This window comes from Sinomonas albida, assembly GCF_004919045.1.
Taxonomy (GTDB): domain Bacteria; phylum Actinomycetota; class Actinomycetes; order Actinomycetales; family Micrococcaceae; genus Sinomonas; species Sinomonas albida.
In genome coordinates this window covers 32988-49237 of the sequence record NZ_SWDW01000001.1, presented here as the reverse complement: position 1 = coordinate 49237, position 16250 = coordinate 32988, and the positions used below count along the sequence as shown (strand labels likewise).

The following is a 16250-nucleotide window of genomic DNA, read 5'->3' as shown; positions in this document are numbered from 1 at the left end:
CGTCGTCCGTTGGGCAAGACCCCGCAGGCGACGCTGTCGCGTGAGGCGGCGCGGTGACGGTGCAGGATAGGGGCATGGACCCTGTCGACGCGCTCAACGAGATCGCCTTCCGGCTCGAGCGGGAACTCGCCCCGAGCTTCAAGGTCAAAGCCTTCCGCAATGCCGCGGCTGCGATCGCCGGCCTCCCGGCCGGCGACCTCGCAGCGCAGGCCCACGATGGCCGGCTCAAGCGCCAGCCCGGGATCGGCGCGCGGACGCTGGAGGTGATCCAGCAGTCCCTCGAAGGGCAGGTCCCGGACTATCTCGTGTCGCTCCGCGAGCGCGGCGAGGAGCCGCTTGCGGAGGGCGGCCGCGAGCTGCTCGGGAAGCTCCGGGGCGACCTCCACAGCCACACGTCGGCGTCCGACGGCGGCTCTCCCCTCGAGACGATGGCGCAGGCGGCGCAGCTCCTGGGCCGCGAGTACCTCGCGGTGACCGACCACTCGCCGAACCTGACCGTCGCGAACGGGCTCACGGCCGAGCGCCTCGCCGAGCAGGTGGACCTCATCGACGCGTTGAATGCCGCGCGCCCGGCGGAAGATCGCCTGACCCTGCTCGCGGGCATCGAGGTGGACATCCTCGAGGACGGCACGCTCGATCAGACCGACGAGATGCTGAGCCAGCTTGACATCGTCGTCGCGAGCGTGCACTCGAAGCTGCGGTCCGAGGCGCCCGTGATGACCCGGCGCATGCTCCGGGCCATCGAGGACCCGCACACGGACGTGCTCGGCCACTGCACTGGGCGGCTGGTCACAGGCTCGCGCGGAACGCGGCCCGAGTCCCAGTTCGACGCAGCGCGCGTCTTCGCGGCCTGTGCCGAGAATCAGGTCGCCGTGGAGATCAATTCGCGCCCTGAGCGCCAGGACCCGCCCGACGGCCTCATCCGCCAGGCCCTCGACGCGGGGTGCCTCTTCAGCATCGACAGCGACGCCCATGCGCCGGGCCAGCTCGACTTCCTCCAGTACGGCGCAGCGCGCGCGGAGGCCAACGGTGTCCCGGCGGAGAGGATCGTGACGACGTGGACTCGAGAGCGGCTTCTCGAGTGGAGCGGACGACGGCGGTAGCTCGGCTCGCGCGGCTGGGGCGCCGTTTGTTGTTCGAGGCTCGGGCTCCCGGCTCGGGTGATCCGGGCATACGATGGCGGGCCCACGCTGCGGACCCGCCATCTCACCGAAACCACCCACGCGAGGCGCCTCACCGTACCGGCTCCCCAGTCAGCCGGCGACGCCTCACTCACGTTTTACCCTTCCGAAGAGCCCCCGAAACCCGCGGGGCGACTACTTCCGAACGGGTTCCGCCGTGACCACGGTGTTCTTTCCCCACGGATCATCCAGGTCGCAGGTGATCATCACCACTCGGTTCGGGACGACAGCCCAGATGGGTGAATCGGCGAGTGTTGCCTTGTCGTAGTCCGTGACCGAGTCGACGGCGTATTCGAGCGTGCCAGCCTGCGTCTGGACGAGGAAGTGGTCGCCGGGCCGGGCCCCGCTGCCAATCCGGTTGAACGGCGCGTCCTCGCCGATCCACCGGTGGCTGATGATGAACGTCGTATCCGTGGATCCGCTGCCCGGGCGGCCGTAGTTGCTGAGCCAGTAGGCATCCTTCGTGAGGGGTGGGTCCAGGGTCCGCTGGGCCAGCTCCTGCGGCGTGGGCGTCAGCGTCCTGACCGGCATGTCGACGCCGAGGCTCGCGTACACGAGCCGCACGGGAGCGGCCACGGGCACCGGCGAGGCTGCCGGCTGGGGCGCCGACGAAGGGGCCCTGGCCTGCGAGGTTGCCGTCTCCTGGACCGCCGGGCCGCCCGGCGCCGTCGGCTGGGGGAGCGCGAGGCCTACCCCGACCACGAGGGCGCAGATGAACAGCGCCACGGCGGCAGCGCCCAGGATTGTTCGCCTGCGGGGCCAGCGGACGGGACCCAGTCTGCCGGCCCGGCGGCCGCCGGGCACCTCGGCCTTGCCTGAGTTCTCCACGGCGGCTGCCCTATCGCCCTCCGGTCAACGTTCCCCGAAAACGTTCGAGAGTCCAGTAGGAGCCTAGGGCTGCGCAGCGACATTCAGCAAGAAGCTCTCCCGCCCGGCGTAGGGTGGGAGCATGTGCCGCCTGTTCGCACTGCACGCAGGAAGAACCCCAGCCCGGGCCACTTTCTGGCTCCTCGACGCCCCAGACAGCCTGCGCGAGCAGAGCCGTCGCGAACCTGACGGGACGGGCGTCGGCACGTTCACCGGCCAGGGCCGCCCGAAGGTGGAGAAGCAGGCGGTCGCCGCCTGGCAGGATCGGGCCTTCGCCCGGGAAGCCCGCGACCTCAAGAGCACCACGTTCCTGGCCCACGTGCGCTACGCGAGCACCGGGGCCCACACGTTCGTCAACACGCACCCATTCGAGCAGGCCGGCCGGCTCTTCGCCCACAATGGGTCCTTCGGGGGCCTGGAGCAGCTCGACCGCCGCCTCGAAGACCTCGGAACCGCGGGACTCGTTCGGGGCGAAACCGACAGCGAGCGGCTCTTCGCCCTCATCACCGGCGAGACCCGGAACGCGGGCGGGGACGTCGCCGCCGGGGTGGTCAACGCCGTCTCCTGGATCGCCGAGCGCTTGCCGGTGTTCAGCCTCAACTTCATCATCACCACGGCCACGGAGCTGTGGGCGCTCCGCTACCCGGAGACGCATGAGCTCTACGTGCGCGAGGACCGCGGGGTCCCCGATCCGTCCGTCCGCCGGCTCGACGCCCGAAGCCAGCGCATCAGCGTGCTCAGCGACGACGTCGCCGAGCACGTCCTCGTCGCCACCGAGAGGATGGATGACGACGCTCGCTGGCGGCTCCTCGACCCGGGCGAGCTCCTCCACGTGGGTCCCGACCTCCGCACCACGTCCTCCCGCCCGTTCCCTCACGGCCCCGCGAACCAGCTCACGCTCCGCGATCTGGATCCCAAGGCGGCGGCGTCCCAGCAGCCGCACTGACGTCTACGAGATCTTGCGGCGGTAGGTTGCCATCGCGAAGAAGTAGGCGACGACCAGGATGCCGACGCACCACGCCAGAGCGGTCCAGATGTCGGCGCCCACGGGTTGGCCCGTGAACAAATCCCGGATCGCGTTCACGATGGACGTCACCGGCTGGTTCTCTGCGAACGCCCGGACCGGCCCGGGCATCGTCGCGGTGGGGACGAAGGCCGAGCTGATGAACGGCAGGAAGAGGAGCGGGTAAGAGAACGCGCTCGCGCCGTCGACGGACTTCGCCGTGAGGCCGGGGATGACGGCGATCCAGGTCAGCGCGAGCGTGAACAGGATCAGGATGCCTGCGACCGCGAGCCACGCGAGCACCCCGGCCCCGGAGCGGAAGCCCATGAGGAGCGCCACGAGGACCACGACGACGAGCGAGACGAGGTTGGCCACGAGCGAGGTCAGCACGTGCGCCCACAGCACGGACGAACGCGCGATGGGCATGGACTGGAACCGCTCGAAGATGCCGCTCTTCATGTCGAGGAAGAGCCGGTACGCGGTATAGGAGATGCCCGAGGCAATCGTGATGAGGAGGATGCCTGGGAGCAGGTAGCTCACGTAGGAATCCGAACCCGAGTTGATCGCCCCGCCGAACACGTAGACGAACAGGAGCATGAAGGCGATCGGCATGATCGCGGTCGTGATGATGGTGTCGAGGCTGCGCGCGATGTGGCGCAGGGAGCGGCCCAACAGCACGGCAGTGTCGCCGAAGAAGTGCGTGGTCATCGGATCTTCCTTACTCGTGGCCGACGATCGCGAGGAAGACGTCCTCGAGGGTCGGCTGCTTCTCGATGTATTCGACCTCGGCCGGCGGGAGCATGCGCTTGAGCTCGGCGAGGGTGCCGTTGACGATGATCCGGCCCTCGTGGAGGATCGCGATCCTGTCGGCGAGCTGTTCGGCCTCGTCCAGATACTGCGTGGTGAGCAGCACGGTCGTGCCCCGCGCGGCGAGTTCCCTGACGGCGTCCCAGACTTCGAGGCGAGCCTCGGGGTCGAGGCCTGTGGTTGGCTCGTCGAGGAAGATGAGCGGCGGGTTGCCGATGAGGCTCATCGCGATGTCGAGACGCCTGCGCATGCCGCCCGAGTAGGTCGAGACCTTGCGCGCCGCGGCATCGGTCAGCGCGAAACGGTCCAGAAGCCCGTCCGCGATCGCACCCGCGCCCTTGAGGTGCCGCAGCTTGGCGACGAGCACGAGGTTCTCGCGGCCGCTCAGCATCTCGTCGACCGCGGCGAACTGGCCCGTGAGACTGATCGACTGGCGAACCTCGGCTGGCTGGGCGACGACGTCGAAGCCATTGACGCTGGCCTCCCCGGCGTCCGCCTTGAGCAGCGTGGAGAGGATCTTCACCACAGTGGTCTTGCCCGCCCCGTTCGAGCCGAGCAGGGCAAAGATGCTGCCGGGGGCCACCTCGAAATCGACGCCTCGCAGCACCTCGAGCTTCTTGTAGGACTTCTGCAGGCCCCGGACCTGGATTGCCGCGTCGGTGCTCATTTTTGGTCTCCTCGCTCCGCGTCCTCGATGGCCTTGGTCAGGCGGGCGCGCTCCTTGTCGATCCACCGCGTTCCGGCATAGGCCTGCGCGAATGTCTCGGCGAACTCGACGGGATCCTCGCCGACGATCGCGCGCACGGGCGTGCCGTCGGCCGCCGCACGCTCCCACAGGTCGGCGAAGTCGCCGAACATCGTCAGGACGGTCTCGCCGTCCGTGGCGATGCCCCCGAAGTACATGAGGTACCGTTCGAGGGCCTTCGCCGCGGCGGCGTACGGCTCGGGAAGGGTCTCGATGCGCTTCTTGTACTGCCTGTACTGCTTCTTCTGCTCGAGCGATCCCGTGACCAGCTCGATCCATTTGGCTGCCATCTCACTTGCCTCCTTCTACCTGGAGCCGTTCGAGGCGCTCCGCGAGGAAGCTCCACGTCGTCCAGAACTCTTCTAGAAAGCCGCGCCCTGCGGCGTTGAGCGAATACACCTTCCGCGGTGGCCCCTTCTCGGAGGGGACCTTCTCCACGTCGACGAAGCCCTTCTGCTCGATCCTGACGAGCAGCGCATAGACGGTGCCTTCGGCGATGTCGGAGAAGCCCTGGTCCCGCAGCCTGGCCGTGATCTCGTACCCATAAGCGGGCCGCACGGACAGGATCGCCAAGACGATGCCCTCCAGAGTGCCCTTGAGCATCTCCGTCATTTGCTTGCCCACGGAACACTCCTAGCTACTCAGTAATGTTGACTACCACTACATAGTAACGCTGAATAGCTGGAGCGCAAGGCCCCCAGGCACGGACTTCTAGGCGGAGATTTGAGGCCAGATTCGAGCCCTAGCGCGTTGGCTGGCTCGCTTCGAGGAAGGTGAGCACGAGCTCGGTCACCACGGCCCGCTGCCGAGGCGTGAGCTTCTCGGAGCCCTCGGGGAGCACGAACGGAACAGTGTCAGGCGCGGGCTCGGGGGCGGATGGGTTCGCCTCCCCGGCGAGGGGAACCATGAGGTCCGCCAGCTCGTCGGGGCGCAGACGCATGGCCGCGGCAAGCTTCTTGCGCGAATCGTCGTCGAGGGCCGCAGCGCCGCACACCACCGCGACGACTTGGTTGGTGGACATCCGGGCTTCATTGGCCAAGGCGCTGAGGCTACCGAAGCCCGCGGAGCGGATCGCGACAGCCCATCGCTCTGGGATCTCCAACCGACCGCTCCTTCCAGAAGTACCGCGCTCCACTCTATGCCCGGCGGCCCGGCGGATCCGGGAGGCCGTCAGGCGCTGCTTGCGGCGCGGGCCCGGACGGTGCTGATCACGCGTCGCAGGCTCATGGCGACGGAGGAGGCGGCACTCACGGACGCCTCCTCCGAGGCAGCCGAGAGGATCCCCGAGTTCAGGGTGTCCACGGCCGCCTGGGCCTGATCCGCCAAGTCGGGAACATCGCCGTCGTCCGTCCAGCCCCGGATCATCGCTGCTGTCGCGTTGAGCGCCTCGGCGATGAGGTCTGTGACCTCACCGGGGATGTACGTCCCGGAGCTGTCCTCCCAGATCGCGCTCGCCAAGACCTCCGTGATGTCCTGGATCTGGAAGGTCACGCGCTCGATGGCCCGCACATCTTCGAGGTCGCGGCGGAGGTCGCGGGAGCGCCGCTCCCGCCGGGGATTGGCGCGTGCGCTCAGCTCTGCCTGTCCCACGGCCTGCCTCACCTCCGAGGCCGTGGCCGTCAGGACGCCCTCGCGCTCGGCCCACTCCTCGTGGTCCGGGGGCCAGGACTCGGTCATCGCCGTCGCCATGTCCTCAAGCTGGTCGCCGAGCGCATGGCGATGCCGCACGAAGGCCGCTCCGACGGCCTCGAAGTGCAGTGGCGGCAGGATCATCCAGTTGACCGCGAAGCCGATCCCCACGCCGAGCGCCATCTGGACGATGTACGCCGCCGAGAACTCATCCGCCCGGTGGCCTCCGATGACGAGGACGAACAGGGCGGCGATCGGGGCCCAGTCCCGCGCGGCACCCATCTTCGGGAGTCCGCCGATGAGCACGCCGATCCCGACCACGAGCGCGATCGTCAGCGAATTGGCGTCGGCGTTGGCAGCCACCGCGAAAGCGGCGCCGATGCCCAGGCCGAGGCCGAGCAGACTCTGGAACCCGTTGCGCGCCGAGTCGGCGACGGTGGGGTGCATCGTGATGAGCGCGCCGAGCGGGGCATAGTACGGATACTGGGCGGCCGGGCCTGGGATGAGGGGCGCGAGGGCCCACGCGAGACCGGCGGCGAGCGCAGTTTTGGCGGCGAGCGCGATCCGGTGCCGGGCGAAGGCCTGCTTCAGGCCCCGCAGGACCGTGCCCTTCGGGTCGATCACGTCACGAGAGGCCGCCGAGCTTGGCGGGCAGGCGCTTCCGGAGGTCCTCGAAGCCGTCTTCGGCCTCCGCGGCCCGCTGCAGCTGCCGGCCGTAGAGCAGTCCGAACGTGAAGGCGTTCTCGCCCCGCAGATAGGCCTCGACGCCCAGGCGCCTCAGCTCCCCCGCGGTGACGATGCTGTCGTGGTGCTCGCCGAGCACGTCCTGGAGGCGCTCGGCGCGCCGGCTGAGCTTGCGGGCCTTCGGCTTCCCGAGCGGCTTCGCAGCATCGGCCGCGTACCGGAGCCGTTTCGCGGCCTTCCGCGCAGTGTGGAGGGCGGCGACCGCGTCCGGCGAGCCCGAGCTCGCAGCCGCGGCACGCACCGCCTTCCGCAGGCGCTTCGAGTCCTTGCGGACGATCTTCGAGACCTTCTTCGTCCTGGCTGGGCGGCCGGCCAGGCGACGCTCGAGCTCCTCGACGCTGTCGAGGAGGCTGAAGTACCGCTCGGACACGAGCGCCTCCGCGAGCCCCTCGGCAGCGTGGCGATGCTCCGCGCCGAGCTGCTCCTCGATTCCTTGGGCCACCGGGCCCATGATGAGGTCGCCCGACTCCGCGGCGATGAGATCGCGCAGGCGCGCACGCATGACGTCGGCATCGCGCACCTGCCCGAGGCGGCGAGCGATCCAGCGCAGCTCAGCCCGGAGCTGCGCCTGCTGCGGCCCGGCCTCCTTCTTGAACGTCGAGAGCGCCGAGCGCAGCCGGCGGCAGGCGACCCTCATCTTGTGCACGGCCTCCTGCTCTCCGGCGCGCACCAGAGGGTCCTGCTCGATGAGGCGCTCCAGCTGCGCGGAAACGTAGGCCGGGAACACCCCGCGCGGCTCGGCGGCTCGGCTCGGCCCCGGCGCAAGCGCGATCCGCAGCGGATCGAGCTGCGCTGGCTCGGCCCCCGATTCAGCGAACATCGCCGGAAGTTCCACCGTGAGCTCTGGCCCAGCTGCGGTCCAGAGCTCGTAGTTCCAGAGGCGGAGCATTCGGGGGGCCGACGTGGGGTCGAGCGGCACCACGCGGACGTCGTCGCTCTCCACTTCGGCGAGGGCACCGCCGTCGGACGCGAGGAGCCGCCAGCGCCGGGCGGCCGTCCTGATCTCGCCGGAGGGGACGAGCGCCCGCCCGCGGATGTGGACCTGGAGCCCGTCGGTCAGCGCGGCTGGGGGCTGGTCGCTCGTGCCGAGCGGCTCCCGCCTGCCGTCCGCTGCGTCGAGGGACTTGAGGTGCCACCCCGCATCCATGCCCCCAGTTCGGCGGAACAGGGCGAGGCCCTGCCGCGCGAGCCTGCGGTCGACGGTGTCGAAGAGCCTGTCTTCGATGGAGGCTTCGGGCACCGCCTCGACATCCTCGACGCCGGGCAGCAGCCGGAAGGGCGGCACGTGCTCGGCGTGCGAAGCATCGAATCGTGCCGTATTGGGATGGGCTGGCGTTGCGACCATGGGACTTAATTTCCCCGCGCTCGCCCGCGGAAACCGATAGGCCGGGCGAGCGCGATCTCGGTCAGCCGGTTTCGGTCAGCCGGTTTCGGTCAGCCGGCCCATCAGTCGGCTCCGGCGGGAGCCTCGGCGCGGAGCGCCTCGGCGAGCACCTCCACGAGGTGGCGGCTGTCGAGCCCGGCGAGGTCGCGGACCTGGGTCCGGCACGAGAAGCCGTCGGCGAGGAGACGTCGGTCCGGCGCCGCGGCGGCCTTGGCGAGGATCCCGTCGCGGGCGATCTTCTCGGAGACCTCGTAGTGCCCTTTCTCCATGCCGAAGTTCCCGGCGAGGCCGCAGCATCCGGCCGAGGTCTCGACGTCGCAGCCCATCTTCTCGAGGAGCTCTTGGTCGGCGTCGTAGCCCATGACGGCGTAGTGGTGGCAGTGCGGCTGGACGAGGAGCTTCTCCGCGGACCTCGGAGGCTCCCAGCCGATCGAGCCGAGGAACTCGGCGACGGTCCTGACCGAGCGCGCGAGCTCCGCGGCGCGGGGGTCCTCGGGCAGGAGCTCGAGGAGGTCGGAGCGCAGGGTCGCGGTGCAGGAGGGCTCGAGCCCGATGACCGTCCGGCCGTCCCGCACGTGGGGGACGAGGAGGTCCAGCGTCTTGCGGAGCCTGGCCTTGGCTGCCGTGAGCTGGCCGGTCGAGACGAGAGTGAGGCCGCAGCACGCGCCCGGGCCCGCGATTTCCACGTCGCAACCGGCCGCGGCGAGCACGCCGAGGGCGTCGCGCGGGATGCCGGGATCGAGGGAGTCGGAGAAGGAATCGACCCACAGCAGGACCTTGGGCCCAGCTTCCCTCCCCTCCGGGGTGCGCGGACGACGGCGGGCGGCGCGGTCCCAGCGGAACGGCGCCCTGGGCAGCCGGGGCAGGGAGCGACGGGTGTCGGCGCCCATCGCGGCCATCATCACCTGGCGCAGCGGCGCGACGCGCCCGGCGAGGTTGACGAGCGGCGCGAACGGCGCGGCGAGCTTGAGCCAGTCCGGGAGGCGGCCGAGCGTGTAGTGGCTCCTCGGGCGGAGCCGGCCCTTGTAGGCCCGATAGAGGGTCTCGGACTTGTACGCGGCCATGTCGATGCCTGTGGGGCAGTCGCTCGCGCAGGCCTTGCAGGACAGGCACAGGTCCAGGGCCTCGTGGACCTCGGGCGAGCGCCAGCCCTGGGTCACCACTCCCCCGTTGAGCATCTCCTGGAGGGCCCGGGCGCGGCCCCTCGTCGAGTCCTTCTCGCCGCGGGTCGCGATGTAGGAGGGGCACATGAACCCGCCCTCCCCGCGCGGATCGGCGCGGCACTTGCCCACGCCCACGCAGCGGTGCACGGCCTGGGTGACGTCGCCGCCGTCGTGCGCGAAGGCGAAGCCGCCGCTCGCGAGCAGCGGCAGCGCCTGGGGGCGGCGCAGGTCGGCGTCCAAGGGCGCGGGACGGACGACGACGCCGGGGTTCATGGCGTCGTCGGGGTCGAAGAGCGCCTTGAAGGCCTCCATCGCGCGGATCGCCTCCGGGCTGTACATGGCGGGGAGGAGCTCGGAGCGGGCGCGGCCGTCGCCGTGCTCGCCGGAGAGCGAGCCGCCGTGCTCGGCCGCGAGGGCCGCCGCGCGTTCGAGGAAGCGGCGCATGAGCACGGCGTCCTTCTCGAGCGGGAAGTCGATGCGCACGTGGACGCAGCCGTCGCCGAAGTGCCCGTACGCGAGCCCGGACACGCCCTCGTCCGCCATGAGCGCCTCGAGCCCGCGCAGGTAGCCGCCGAGCCGCTCCGGCGGGACCGCCGAGTCCTCCCAGCCCGGCCACGCCTGCTCCCCGGCCGCGGTGCGCCCGGCGAGCCCGGCGCCGTCGGCCCTGATCTGCCACAGCCGGGTCGCGTCGGATCCTGCGGGAAGGACGACGGCGCCGATCGCCCGTGACGCCGCGACGAGCCTTTCCGCTGCGGCCACCGCCTCCTGGGACGTCGCGCCGCCGACCTCGGCGATGAGCCAGCCCCCGCCCGCGGGCAGCGCGGGGACGCTGCCGGCGCCGTGGGCGCGGCGGACCACGTCGAAGAGCCGGGCGTCGAGCCCCTCGAGCGCGAGGGGGCGGAGGGGCAGGAGGTTCGGGACGTCGTCGGCCGCCGTGGGCATGTCCTCGTAGCCGAGCACGGCCAGCGCGGGGGCCGGCGCGCGCGGAACGAGCTTCACCCGGGCCTCGAGCAGGATCCCGCAGGTGCCCTCCGTGCCGACGAGCGCGGCCGCGAGATTGCGCCCGTTCTCGGGGAGCAGGTGCTCGAGGGAGTAGCCCGAGATCTGCCGGCCGAAGCGGCCGAACTCGGTGCGCAGCACTGCGAGGTTGTCGGCGACGAAGGCCTCGAGCCCCGGCACGGCGCCCAGCGCGCTGCTGCCCGCGCCGACCGTGATGACGTCGCCGCGCCCGGTCAGCCACGTCATGGACACGACGTTGTCAGCCGTGCGCCCGGAGGCCAGCGAGTGCGGGCCGCACGCGTTGTTCCCGATCATCCCGCCGATCGTGCAGCGGTTCGCCGTCGAGGGATCTGGACCGAACCGCAGCCCGTGCGGCGCGGCGCGTTCTTGGAGGGCGCTCAGCACGACTCCCGGTTCCACGACTGCGGTCGCCGTCTCGGGGTCGATTTCCAGAACCCGGTCCATGAACCGTGAGAAGTCGATCACCAGGCCTGGGCCGATCGCGTTGCCGGCGCACGAGGTGCCCCCTCCGCGGGCCGTGACCGGAACCCCGTGCGCCCGGGCGACGGCCGCGGCAGCGATGACGTCCTGCCTCGACCGGGGCAGGACCACGGCCTCCGGAACCACGCGATAGTTCGACGCGTCAGAGGAATACAGCGCCTTGGTGAGGGGCGAGACGTCCACGCGGTCCCCCAGCTCAAGCTGCAGCTGGCCGACGAAGCCGCGGCGAGGCGCGGCGGGGCTCGTGGCCTGCGGGGAGTCCGCGGTCGGGGCCATTGGCCTGCACCTCCACTGCTGCGGCTGACTTCTCGCAAGCCTACTGGGATGCTCGGCCTGGGGCCCGGCGGCCTGTGGTCCGGCGGCCTGGGGCCCGGTGGCCTGTGGTCCGGTGGCCGAGTGGCCGAGGACGGGTGGCAACCCCAGCCGAAGCGCCCGTGATAGCGTCGTTTCAACGTTAGAATCATGTTTCTGGGCCGAGATACCATGGCCACTGCCCCGCTCACCCACAAAAGGATCATGGTGATGGTGGAAACCGAGTCCGAGTCCCTCGAGACACCGACGCCGGCCCGGGAAGACACACCGGCCCTGCCGGTCGCCTCACGCCAGGACGGCAGCTACCCGCGGCCACAGCTGCTGCGGGCGAGCTGGTGTGACCTCGACGGACCGTGGTCCTTCCGGCATGACGACGACGGCGCCGGCACCGCAGCCGGGTGGCCCAACGGCTTCAGCGGCGGCCCCCAGATCGAGGTCCCCTTCCCGCCCGAATCGACCGCGTCGGGGATCGCCGAGCCCGGGTTCCATCCGGTGGTCTGGTACTCGCGTCAGATCGGACCCGACGAGCTCGCCGTGGCCGGCCATTGCGCCTCCCGGCCCCGCCTCCTGCTGCACTTCGGCGCCGTCGACTATCGCGCGCGGGTCTGGATCGACGGGCACTTCGTCGGCGAGCACGAGGGCGGCCACACACCTTTCACCTTCGATGTCACCCACATCGTGGGGCCCGGGGCCGCCGACGCCGGCGAGCAGCACACCATCGTGCTCCGCGCCGAAGACGATCCGCACGACGTGTCACAGCCGCGCGGAAAGCAGGACTGGCACGAGGCTCCGCACGCGATCTGGTACCGGCGCACTACCGGAATCTGGCAGACCGTCTGGCTCGAGGCCGTCCCCGTGACCCACATCGCGAGGCTCCGGTGGTCCCAGGCCGGCCCGGCCACCGTGACGGCGACACTCCACCTCGACGGCCCCATCCCGGCCGGTTCCGCCGCCCGCGTCACCCTGCGCTCGGAGGAGCGCGGCGAGGAACTCGGATCCGCGAGCGCCGGCGTCGAGGTCACCGCCCGCCGCATGGACGTGACCGTGCCCATCGCCCGCCAGACCAATGGGCAGGCGGAGAGCGAACTGCTCTGGAGCCCGGAGCACCCCCATCTCATCGACGCCGAGGTCACGCTCACCGACGGCGAAGGGAACGAGCTGGACGCCGTGGCGAGCTACCTCGGCCTCCGCACCGTCGGCGTCGACCGCGAGCGCTTCCTCCTCAACGATCGCCCCTACGACGTGCGAAGCGTCCTGAACCAGGGCTATTGGCCGCAGTCTCATCTCGCGGCGCCGAGCCACAGCGCCCTGCGCACGGAGCTTGAGCTCATCAAGGCCCTCGGGTTCAACGCCACGCGGATCCACCAGAAGATCGAGGACCCGCGGTTCCTGTACTGGGCGGATCGCCTCGGGCTGCTGGTCTGGGGCGAGGCGCCGGGGGCCTACGAATTCTCCCCGACCGCCGTCCAGCGGCTCCTGCGCGAGTGGATGGACGCCGTCGAACGCGACGCGTCGCACCCGAGCATCGTGACCTGGGTGCCGGCCAACGAAAGCTGGGGGATGCAGCACATCGCCCACTCCCCCGCCGAGCAGGCGTTCTCCCGCGCACTCGCGGATGTCACCCGCGCGCTCGACCCGTCGCGGCCTGTCATCTCCAATGACGGCTGGGAGCACCAGAACTCGGACATCCTGAGCGTCCATGACTATGAGGGCGACGGCAGCGTGCTCGCGCGCACCTACGCGGACGGCGCGGCGCGGGCCCGGCTCCTCGCCGGCATGGGACCGGCCGGGCGCCGGATCCTCGTGGGCGGCGCGCAGGACCAGGGCCAGCCGATCATGCTGACGGAGTTCGGCGGGATCGACTACCAGGTCGGCCCCGGGCGCGACGACGGCTGGGGCTACACAGCTGCCGCGAGCGGCGAGGACTGGATCGCCCGCATCACGGGCCTCTACGACGCGATCCGCTCGAGCGCCTTCCTCGCCGGGAGCTGCTACACCCAGCTGGCGGACACGATGCAGGAGACCAACGGGCTCCTGACCGAGGACAGGGAGCCGAAGGTGCCCATCGAACAGATCCGGGCGGCGGTCACCGGGCGCTGAGAGCCAGCGGACGACGGCGGCCGGTGGGCTTTCGCCTCAAACCCACCGGCCGAGCATCAATTCTGAGCTTCGCCGAGCCCCGGCATGAGGCGGTTCGTCGCGTCGGCGATGACCTTCTGGCCGCCCGCCGTGGGGTGCACGCCGTCCTTCCAGATGAGCTCCGGATGGCCGCCGAGCGGAGCCCCGAGGTCCACGTACACGCCGCCGACGCTCTCCACGGCCGCCTTCACGGCAGGCTTGACGCTGGGAAAGCTGGACGGCGTGTCGTCCGCGCCGAGGAGGGGCGAGAGTGCCACGATCTTCGCGTCCGGCAGCCCCTTCCGAAGCTCGGTGAACACGGCCTGGATATTCTTCAGGATCTCCGGGAGGGGCTTGCCCAGGTCGTTCCGTCCGCCCGAGACGATGACGACGTCGGGCGACGCCGCGACCGCCTCAGGCACCATCTCGAGGTAGTTGCCGCATGCACTCTTCCCGCAGCCGAGCTGCCCTGCTCCGTCGAAGCCCGTGACGTATCCGGTTCCTCCCAAGGCGAGATTCGTGGAGGTCCAGCCGCGATCCTTCGACAGGAGCTCGGGCCACAATTGGCTCCCGGGCACCCCCGCGGCACCCGCCGTGTAGGAGTCGCCGATGAACGCGACCGTCTTCGGCTTGGCGAAACGCACGGTCTGCGGCGCCGCCCATCCCGGCGGTGCCGACAGGGCGCTGCCGGTCACGGGCCGGGCCAAGGCCACCCCAACGATCGACAAGAACACGAGGCCGAACGCCAGGATCGAGATCATCGCCCCTCGCGTCACGGGCGCTCGGCTGGCCAGGGAGCGGCCTGTCCCGCGTATCGCCATCCCTGCTGCTCCTTCCCGTCGCTGTCTCGGCACATAGTTCGCCTTACCCACTCACGGCACGGTTTATCGATCAGGTCCCGTGGAAGGGACAGACGAAGGGCGCCCCTCCCACGAGGAGGGGCGCCCTTCGATCACGCAGCAGGTGGGACTCAGTCCCGGTCGGAGTCCTCGGAGTCAGTCCTCGTCGGCAGCACGAGCACCGCGTCGCCGACCGGGCGCTCGGCCGATCCGGATGGGCTGTTCACCACCGAGCCGCCGGCAACCGCCGTCGTGGACCCGCCGCCGTCGAGGTTCATCGCCTGGACCATGCCGAGCGACTTGGCGACGTCGGCCTCCTCCTTGAGGCTCAGGCCGAGGGAGTTCGTCGAGCGGCCGTCGGCGGTGACGAGGAGCGTGCGGCCCTGCGCGTCGGTTCCCGCGAACGTCCGCGGATTCCGCTTGTGGACCCAGCCGTAGTAGAAGCTGTTGTTGTCGTTCGGGCGAACCATCCCGTCCTGTCGGACGGTGACATCCTCCTTGCCGTCCTTGACCAAAAGCGGTCCGCCGTTGACCACGCTCGTGTGCTTCGTCGTCGTCAGCGGTCGGCCGTCCTGCCCTATCGTGCGGGCGTCCACGCGCAGCTTCTGCCCCACCTGGGCGAGCCCGCGGAGCTGCCCGACGTCCGTGCCCGTGGCCTGGATCGTGTGGCCGCCGGCCGGAACGGCGGTTCCTCGGGATTCCGCGACTGCGGTCACGGTGTCGTGGGAATCGAGCGTGACCTCAAGGCCGGCGCCTGCCGGGGTCTTGGCACCGAATTCGGGGGTGAAGGCCACGAGTTCGTTCGGGTTCGTGCACGTGACGTCCTGCTGGGGCAGCTCGGTGGGCTGGTCGCCCTTCTCGCCGCAGTTCCGGATGAGCCCGGGATTGCGGTTGATGCCCGAGAGGGTCAGGTTCCCGCCCGCGCCCGAGACCGATCCGCTCCACGTGAGGCGCTGGATGCTCGCGCGGTTGGTCGCGCCGTTCAGGATCAGGCCCGGGCGATCCCCGACTGGCTCGCGCAGCGTCTTCCCGCTGTAGACCCCGACGCCGGCGGGGTCGCCGGGGGCACCGGCTGCCGGGTCGAAGACGAAGAAGCCGGCGTTGATCCCGGCGAGCGCGTTCTGGGAAGCGGCGAGCTGGCTCGTGGTCTCGGGCTTCTCGAGGTCCGGGCCGAACGAGGCCGCGAGCTGGCCCTGGTACTCCTCGGGGTCGATCGTGACGACGTCGAGGTTCCAGGGCCCACGCGACTGCGAGCTCGTTCCGGCGTCGCCGTCCCATCCCGTGTAGACCACCGACGACGAGTAGCCAGCGGCCTTGATCTTGGCCACCGTGCCGTCACCGTCGGGCCGCCCGGCGAAGTGCCCGGCGCGCACCCGGTAACCGAGGGAGCCGCCAGCGTCCGCGAGCTGCGGCGAGACCACCTGCTCGACGCGAGCGTCGACGCCCGCGGCTTGGAGCTTGGCCGCGACCTTCTGGGCGGTTGCCTGGCTCGAAAGGGCCGACGACGGCGCGTCCGGATCCGGCGAGTCGGACGGGATCGCGACCTCAGCGGTCCAGAACAGCGAGGTGTCTGGCGCACCGCGGTGGATCGTGGTCAGCGTCACGCCGGGGGCGAGAGTCTTCTCGGTGCGGCTCTCGGGGAGGTCAGCGGCGCCGAGATTGAGGTGCGCGGTCGTGACCGCGGGCGCATCGGGTTCGCTCGCGTGGGTCGGGCCCGCCGGGCCGAGAAGGGCCGAGGACACGGCGACCGCGAGGCCAGTGGACAGGAGTCTTCTGCGGGTTCTTGGAGAGAGCACCGTTCAAGGCTAGGGAGCGAATCGGGACCAGGGCCCCGGGTTCGGCTGCCCTTGGCCGAAGCTTCTCGCGCCGTTAATAATCCCGGGCGGGTCGAGCCGTTCGGATGGGCACCGGGGTCAGGCGAGCCGTGTGGCGGTGGGCCCGAGCCTTGCTCAGTGGCC

The 16250-nt window shown here is 70.6% G+C and carries 14 protein-coding genes; 3 read left to right on the top strand and 11 right to left on the bottom strand.

The window, feature by feature from the left end:
• The first annotated feature begins 74 nt into the window (after positions 1–74).
• The gene (locus tag E6A26_RS00235; RefSeq protein ID WP_136609184.1) at positions 75–1103 is read left to right on the top strand and encodes a PHP domain-containing protein; all 1029 of its coding nucleotides are present in this window, start codon (positions 75–77) and stop codon (positions 1101–1103) included.
• A 213-nt stretch (positions 1104–1316) separates the two neighbouring features.
• On the opposite strand, the gene E6A26_RS00230 is transcribed toward E6A26_RS00235, so the two are convergent.
• The gene (locus tag E6A26_RS00230; protein WP_136609183.1) at positions 1317–2009 is read right to left on the bottom strand and encodes a class F sortase; all 693 of its coding nucleotides are present in this window, start codon (positions 2007–2009) and stop codon (positions 1317–1319) included.
• A gap of 121 nt (positions 2010–2130) precedes the next feature.
• On the opposite strand from E6A26_RS00230, the gene E6A26_RS00225 reads away from it, so the two are divergent.
• Positions 2131–2994 (top strand): class II glutamine amidotransferase, encoded by an 864-nt coding sequence (locus tag E6A26_RS00225; protein WP_136609182.1) that lies wholly within the window; start codon positions 2131–2133, stop codon positions 2992–2994.
• Positions 2995–2997: 3 nt separating this feature from the next.
• Here E6A26_RS00225 and E6A26_RS00220 read toward each other — a convergent pair whose 3' ends face one another.
• From E6A26_RS00220 to E6A26_RS00185, 8 genes are all read right to left on the bottom strand, one after another.
• Positions 2998–3759, bottom strand: a complete 762-nt coding sequence (locus E6A26_RS00220) for an ABC transporter permease (RefSeq protein WP_136609181.1) — start codon at positions 3757–3759, stop codon at positions 2998–3000.
• A gap of 10 nt (positions 3760–3769) precedes the next feature.
• Complete coding sequence (locus E6A26_RS00215; protein WP_136609180.1) at positions 3770–4525, bottom strand: ABC transporter ATP-binding protein; 756 nt, start codon at positions 4523–4525, stop codon at positions 3770–3772.
• Positions 4522–4893: a DUF1048 domain-containing protein gene (locus E6A26_RS00210; protein ID WP_136609179.1), complete on the bottom strand. Its 372-nt coding sequence runs from the start codon at positions 4891–4893 to the stop codon at positions 4522–4524. Before E6A26_RS00210 ends, E6A26_RS00215 begins: the two co-directional genes overlap by 4 nt.
• Before the next feature lies 1 nt (position 4894).
• Entirely contained in the window at positions 4895–5227 is a 333-nt protein-coding gene (locus tag E6A26_RS00205; protein ID WP_136609178.1) for a PadR family transcriptional regulator, read from the bottom strand.
• Positions 5228–5345: 118 nt separating this feature from the next.
• Positions 5346–5624 (bottom strand): hypothetical protein, encoded by a 279-nt coding sequence (locus tag E6A26_RS00200; RefSeq protein ID WP_136609177.1) that lies wholly within the window; start codon positions 5622–5624, stop codon positions 5346–5348.
• Between the two features lie 149 nt (positions 5625–5773).
• The gene (locus E6A26_RS00195) at positions 5774–6856 is read right to left on the bottom strand and encodes an FUSC family protein (RefSeq protein ID WP_234864828.1); all 1083 of its coding nucleotides are present in this window, start codon (positions 6854–6856) and stop codon (positions 5774–5776) included.
• A 1-nt stretch (position 6857) separates the two neighbouring features.
• Positions 6858–8321, bottom strand: a complete 1464-nt coding sequence (locus tag E6A26_RS00190) for a CYTH and CHAD domain-containing protein (RefSeq protein ID WP_136609176.1) — start codon at positions 8319–8321, stop codon at positions 6858–6860.
• A gap of 101 nt (positions 8322–8422) precedes the next feature.
• Positions 8423–11299, bottom strand: coding sequence for an FAD-binding and (Fe-S)-binding domain-containing protein (locus E6A26_RS00185; RefSeq protein WP_136609175.1), 2877 nt, complete (start codon positions 11297–11299; stop codon positions 8423–8425).
• Positions 11300–11545: 246 nt separating this feature from the next.
• Here E6A26_RS00185 and E6A26_RS00180 point away from each other — a divergent pair, with 246 nt between their 5' ends.
• Positions 11546–13435, top strand: a complete 1890-nt coding sequence (locus E6A26_RS00180; RefSeq protein ID WP_136609174.1) for a glycoside hydrolase family 2 protein — start codon at positions 11546–11548, stop codon at positions 13433–13435.
• Between the two features lie 56 nt (positions 13436–13491).
• Here the strand turns inward: E6A26_RS00180 and E6A26_RS00175 are convergent, their stop codons facing one another.
• Both E6A26_RS00175 and E6A26_RS00170 read right to left on the bottom strand, forming a co-directional pair.
• Positions 13492–14214: an SGNH/GDSL hydrolase family protein gene (locus tag E6A26_RS00175; RefSeq protein ID WP_168928632.1), complete on the bottom strand. Its 723-nt coding sequence runs from the start codon at positions 14212–14214 to the stop codon at positions 13492–13494.
• Positions 14215–14423: 209 nt separating this feature from the next.
• Complete coding sequence (locus E6A26_RS00170; protein ID WP_136609172.1) at positions 14424–16088, bottom strand: phosphodiester glycosidase family protein; 1665 nt, start codon at positions 16086–16088, stop codon at positions 14424–14426.
• Positions 16089–16250: the final 162 nt, after the last annotated feature.

Coding starts and splice junctions, on each gene's coding strand:
- E6A26_RS00235 (WP_136609184.1), top strand. CDS start 75: ATGGACCCTGTCGACGCGCTCAACGAGATCGCCTTCCGGCTCGAGCGG.
- E6A26_RS00225 (WP_136609182.1), top strand. CDS start 2,131: ATGTGCCGCCTGTTCGCACTGCACGCAGGAAGAACCCCAGCCCGGGCC.
- E6A26_RS00220 (WP_136609181.1), bottom strand. CDS start 3,759: ATGACCACGCACTTCTTCGGCGACACTGCCGTGCTGTTGGGCCGCTCC.
- E6A26_RS00215 (WP_136609180.1), bottom strand. CDS start 4,525: ATGAGCACCGACGCGGCAATCCAGGTCCGGGGCCTGCAGAAGTCCTAC.
- E6A26_RS00210 (WP_136609179.1), bottom strand. CDS start 4,893: ATGGCAGCCAAATGGATCGAGCTGGTCACGGGATCGCTCGAGCAGAAG.
- E6A26_RS00200 (WP_136609177.1), bottom strand. CDS start 5,624: ATGTCCACCAACCAAGTCGTCGCGGTGGTGTGCGGCGCTGCGGCCCTC.
- E6A26_RS00190 (WP_136609176.1), bottom strand. CDS start 8,321: ATGGTCGCAACGCCAGCCCATCCCAATACGGCACGATTCGATGCTTCG.
- E6A26_RS00185 (WP_136609175.1), bottom strand. CDS start 11,299: ATGGCCCCGACCGCGGACTCCCCGCAGGCCACGAGCCCCGCCGCGCCT.
- E6A26_RS00180 (WP_136609174.1), top strand. CDS start 11,546: ATGGTGGAAACCGAGTCCGAGTCCCTCGAGACACCGACGCCGGCCCGG.
- E6A26_RS00175 (WP_168928632.1), bottom strand. CDS start 14,214: ATGATCTCGATCCTGGCGTTCGGCCTCGTGTTCTTGTCGATCGTTGGG.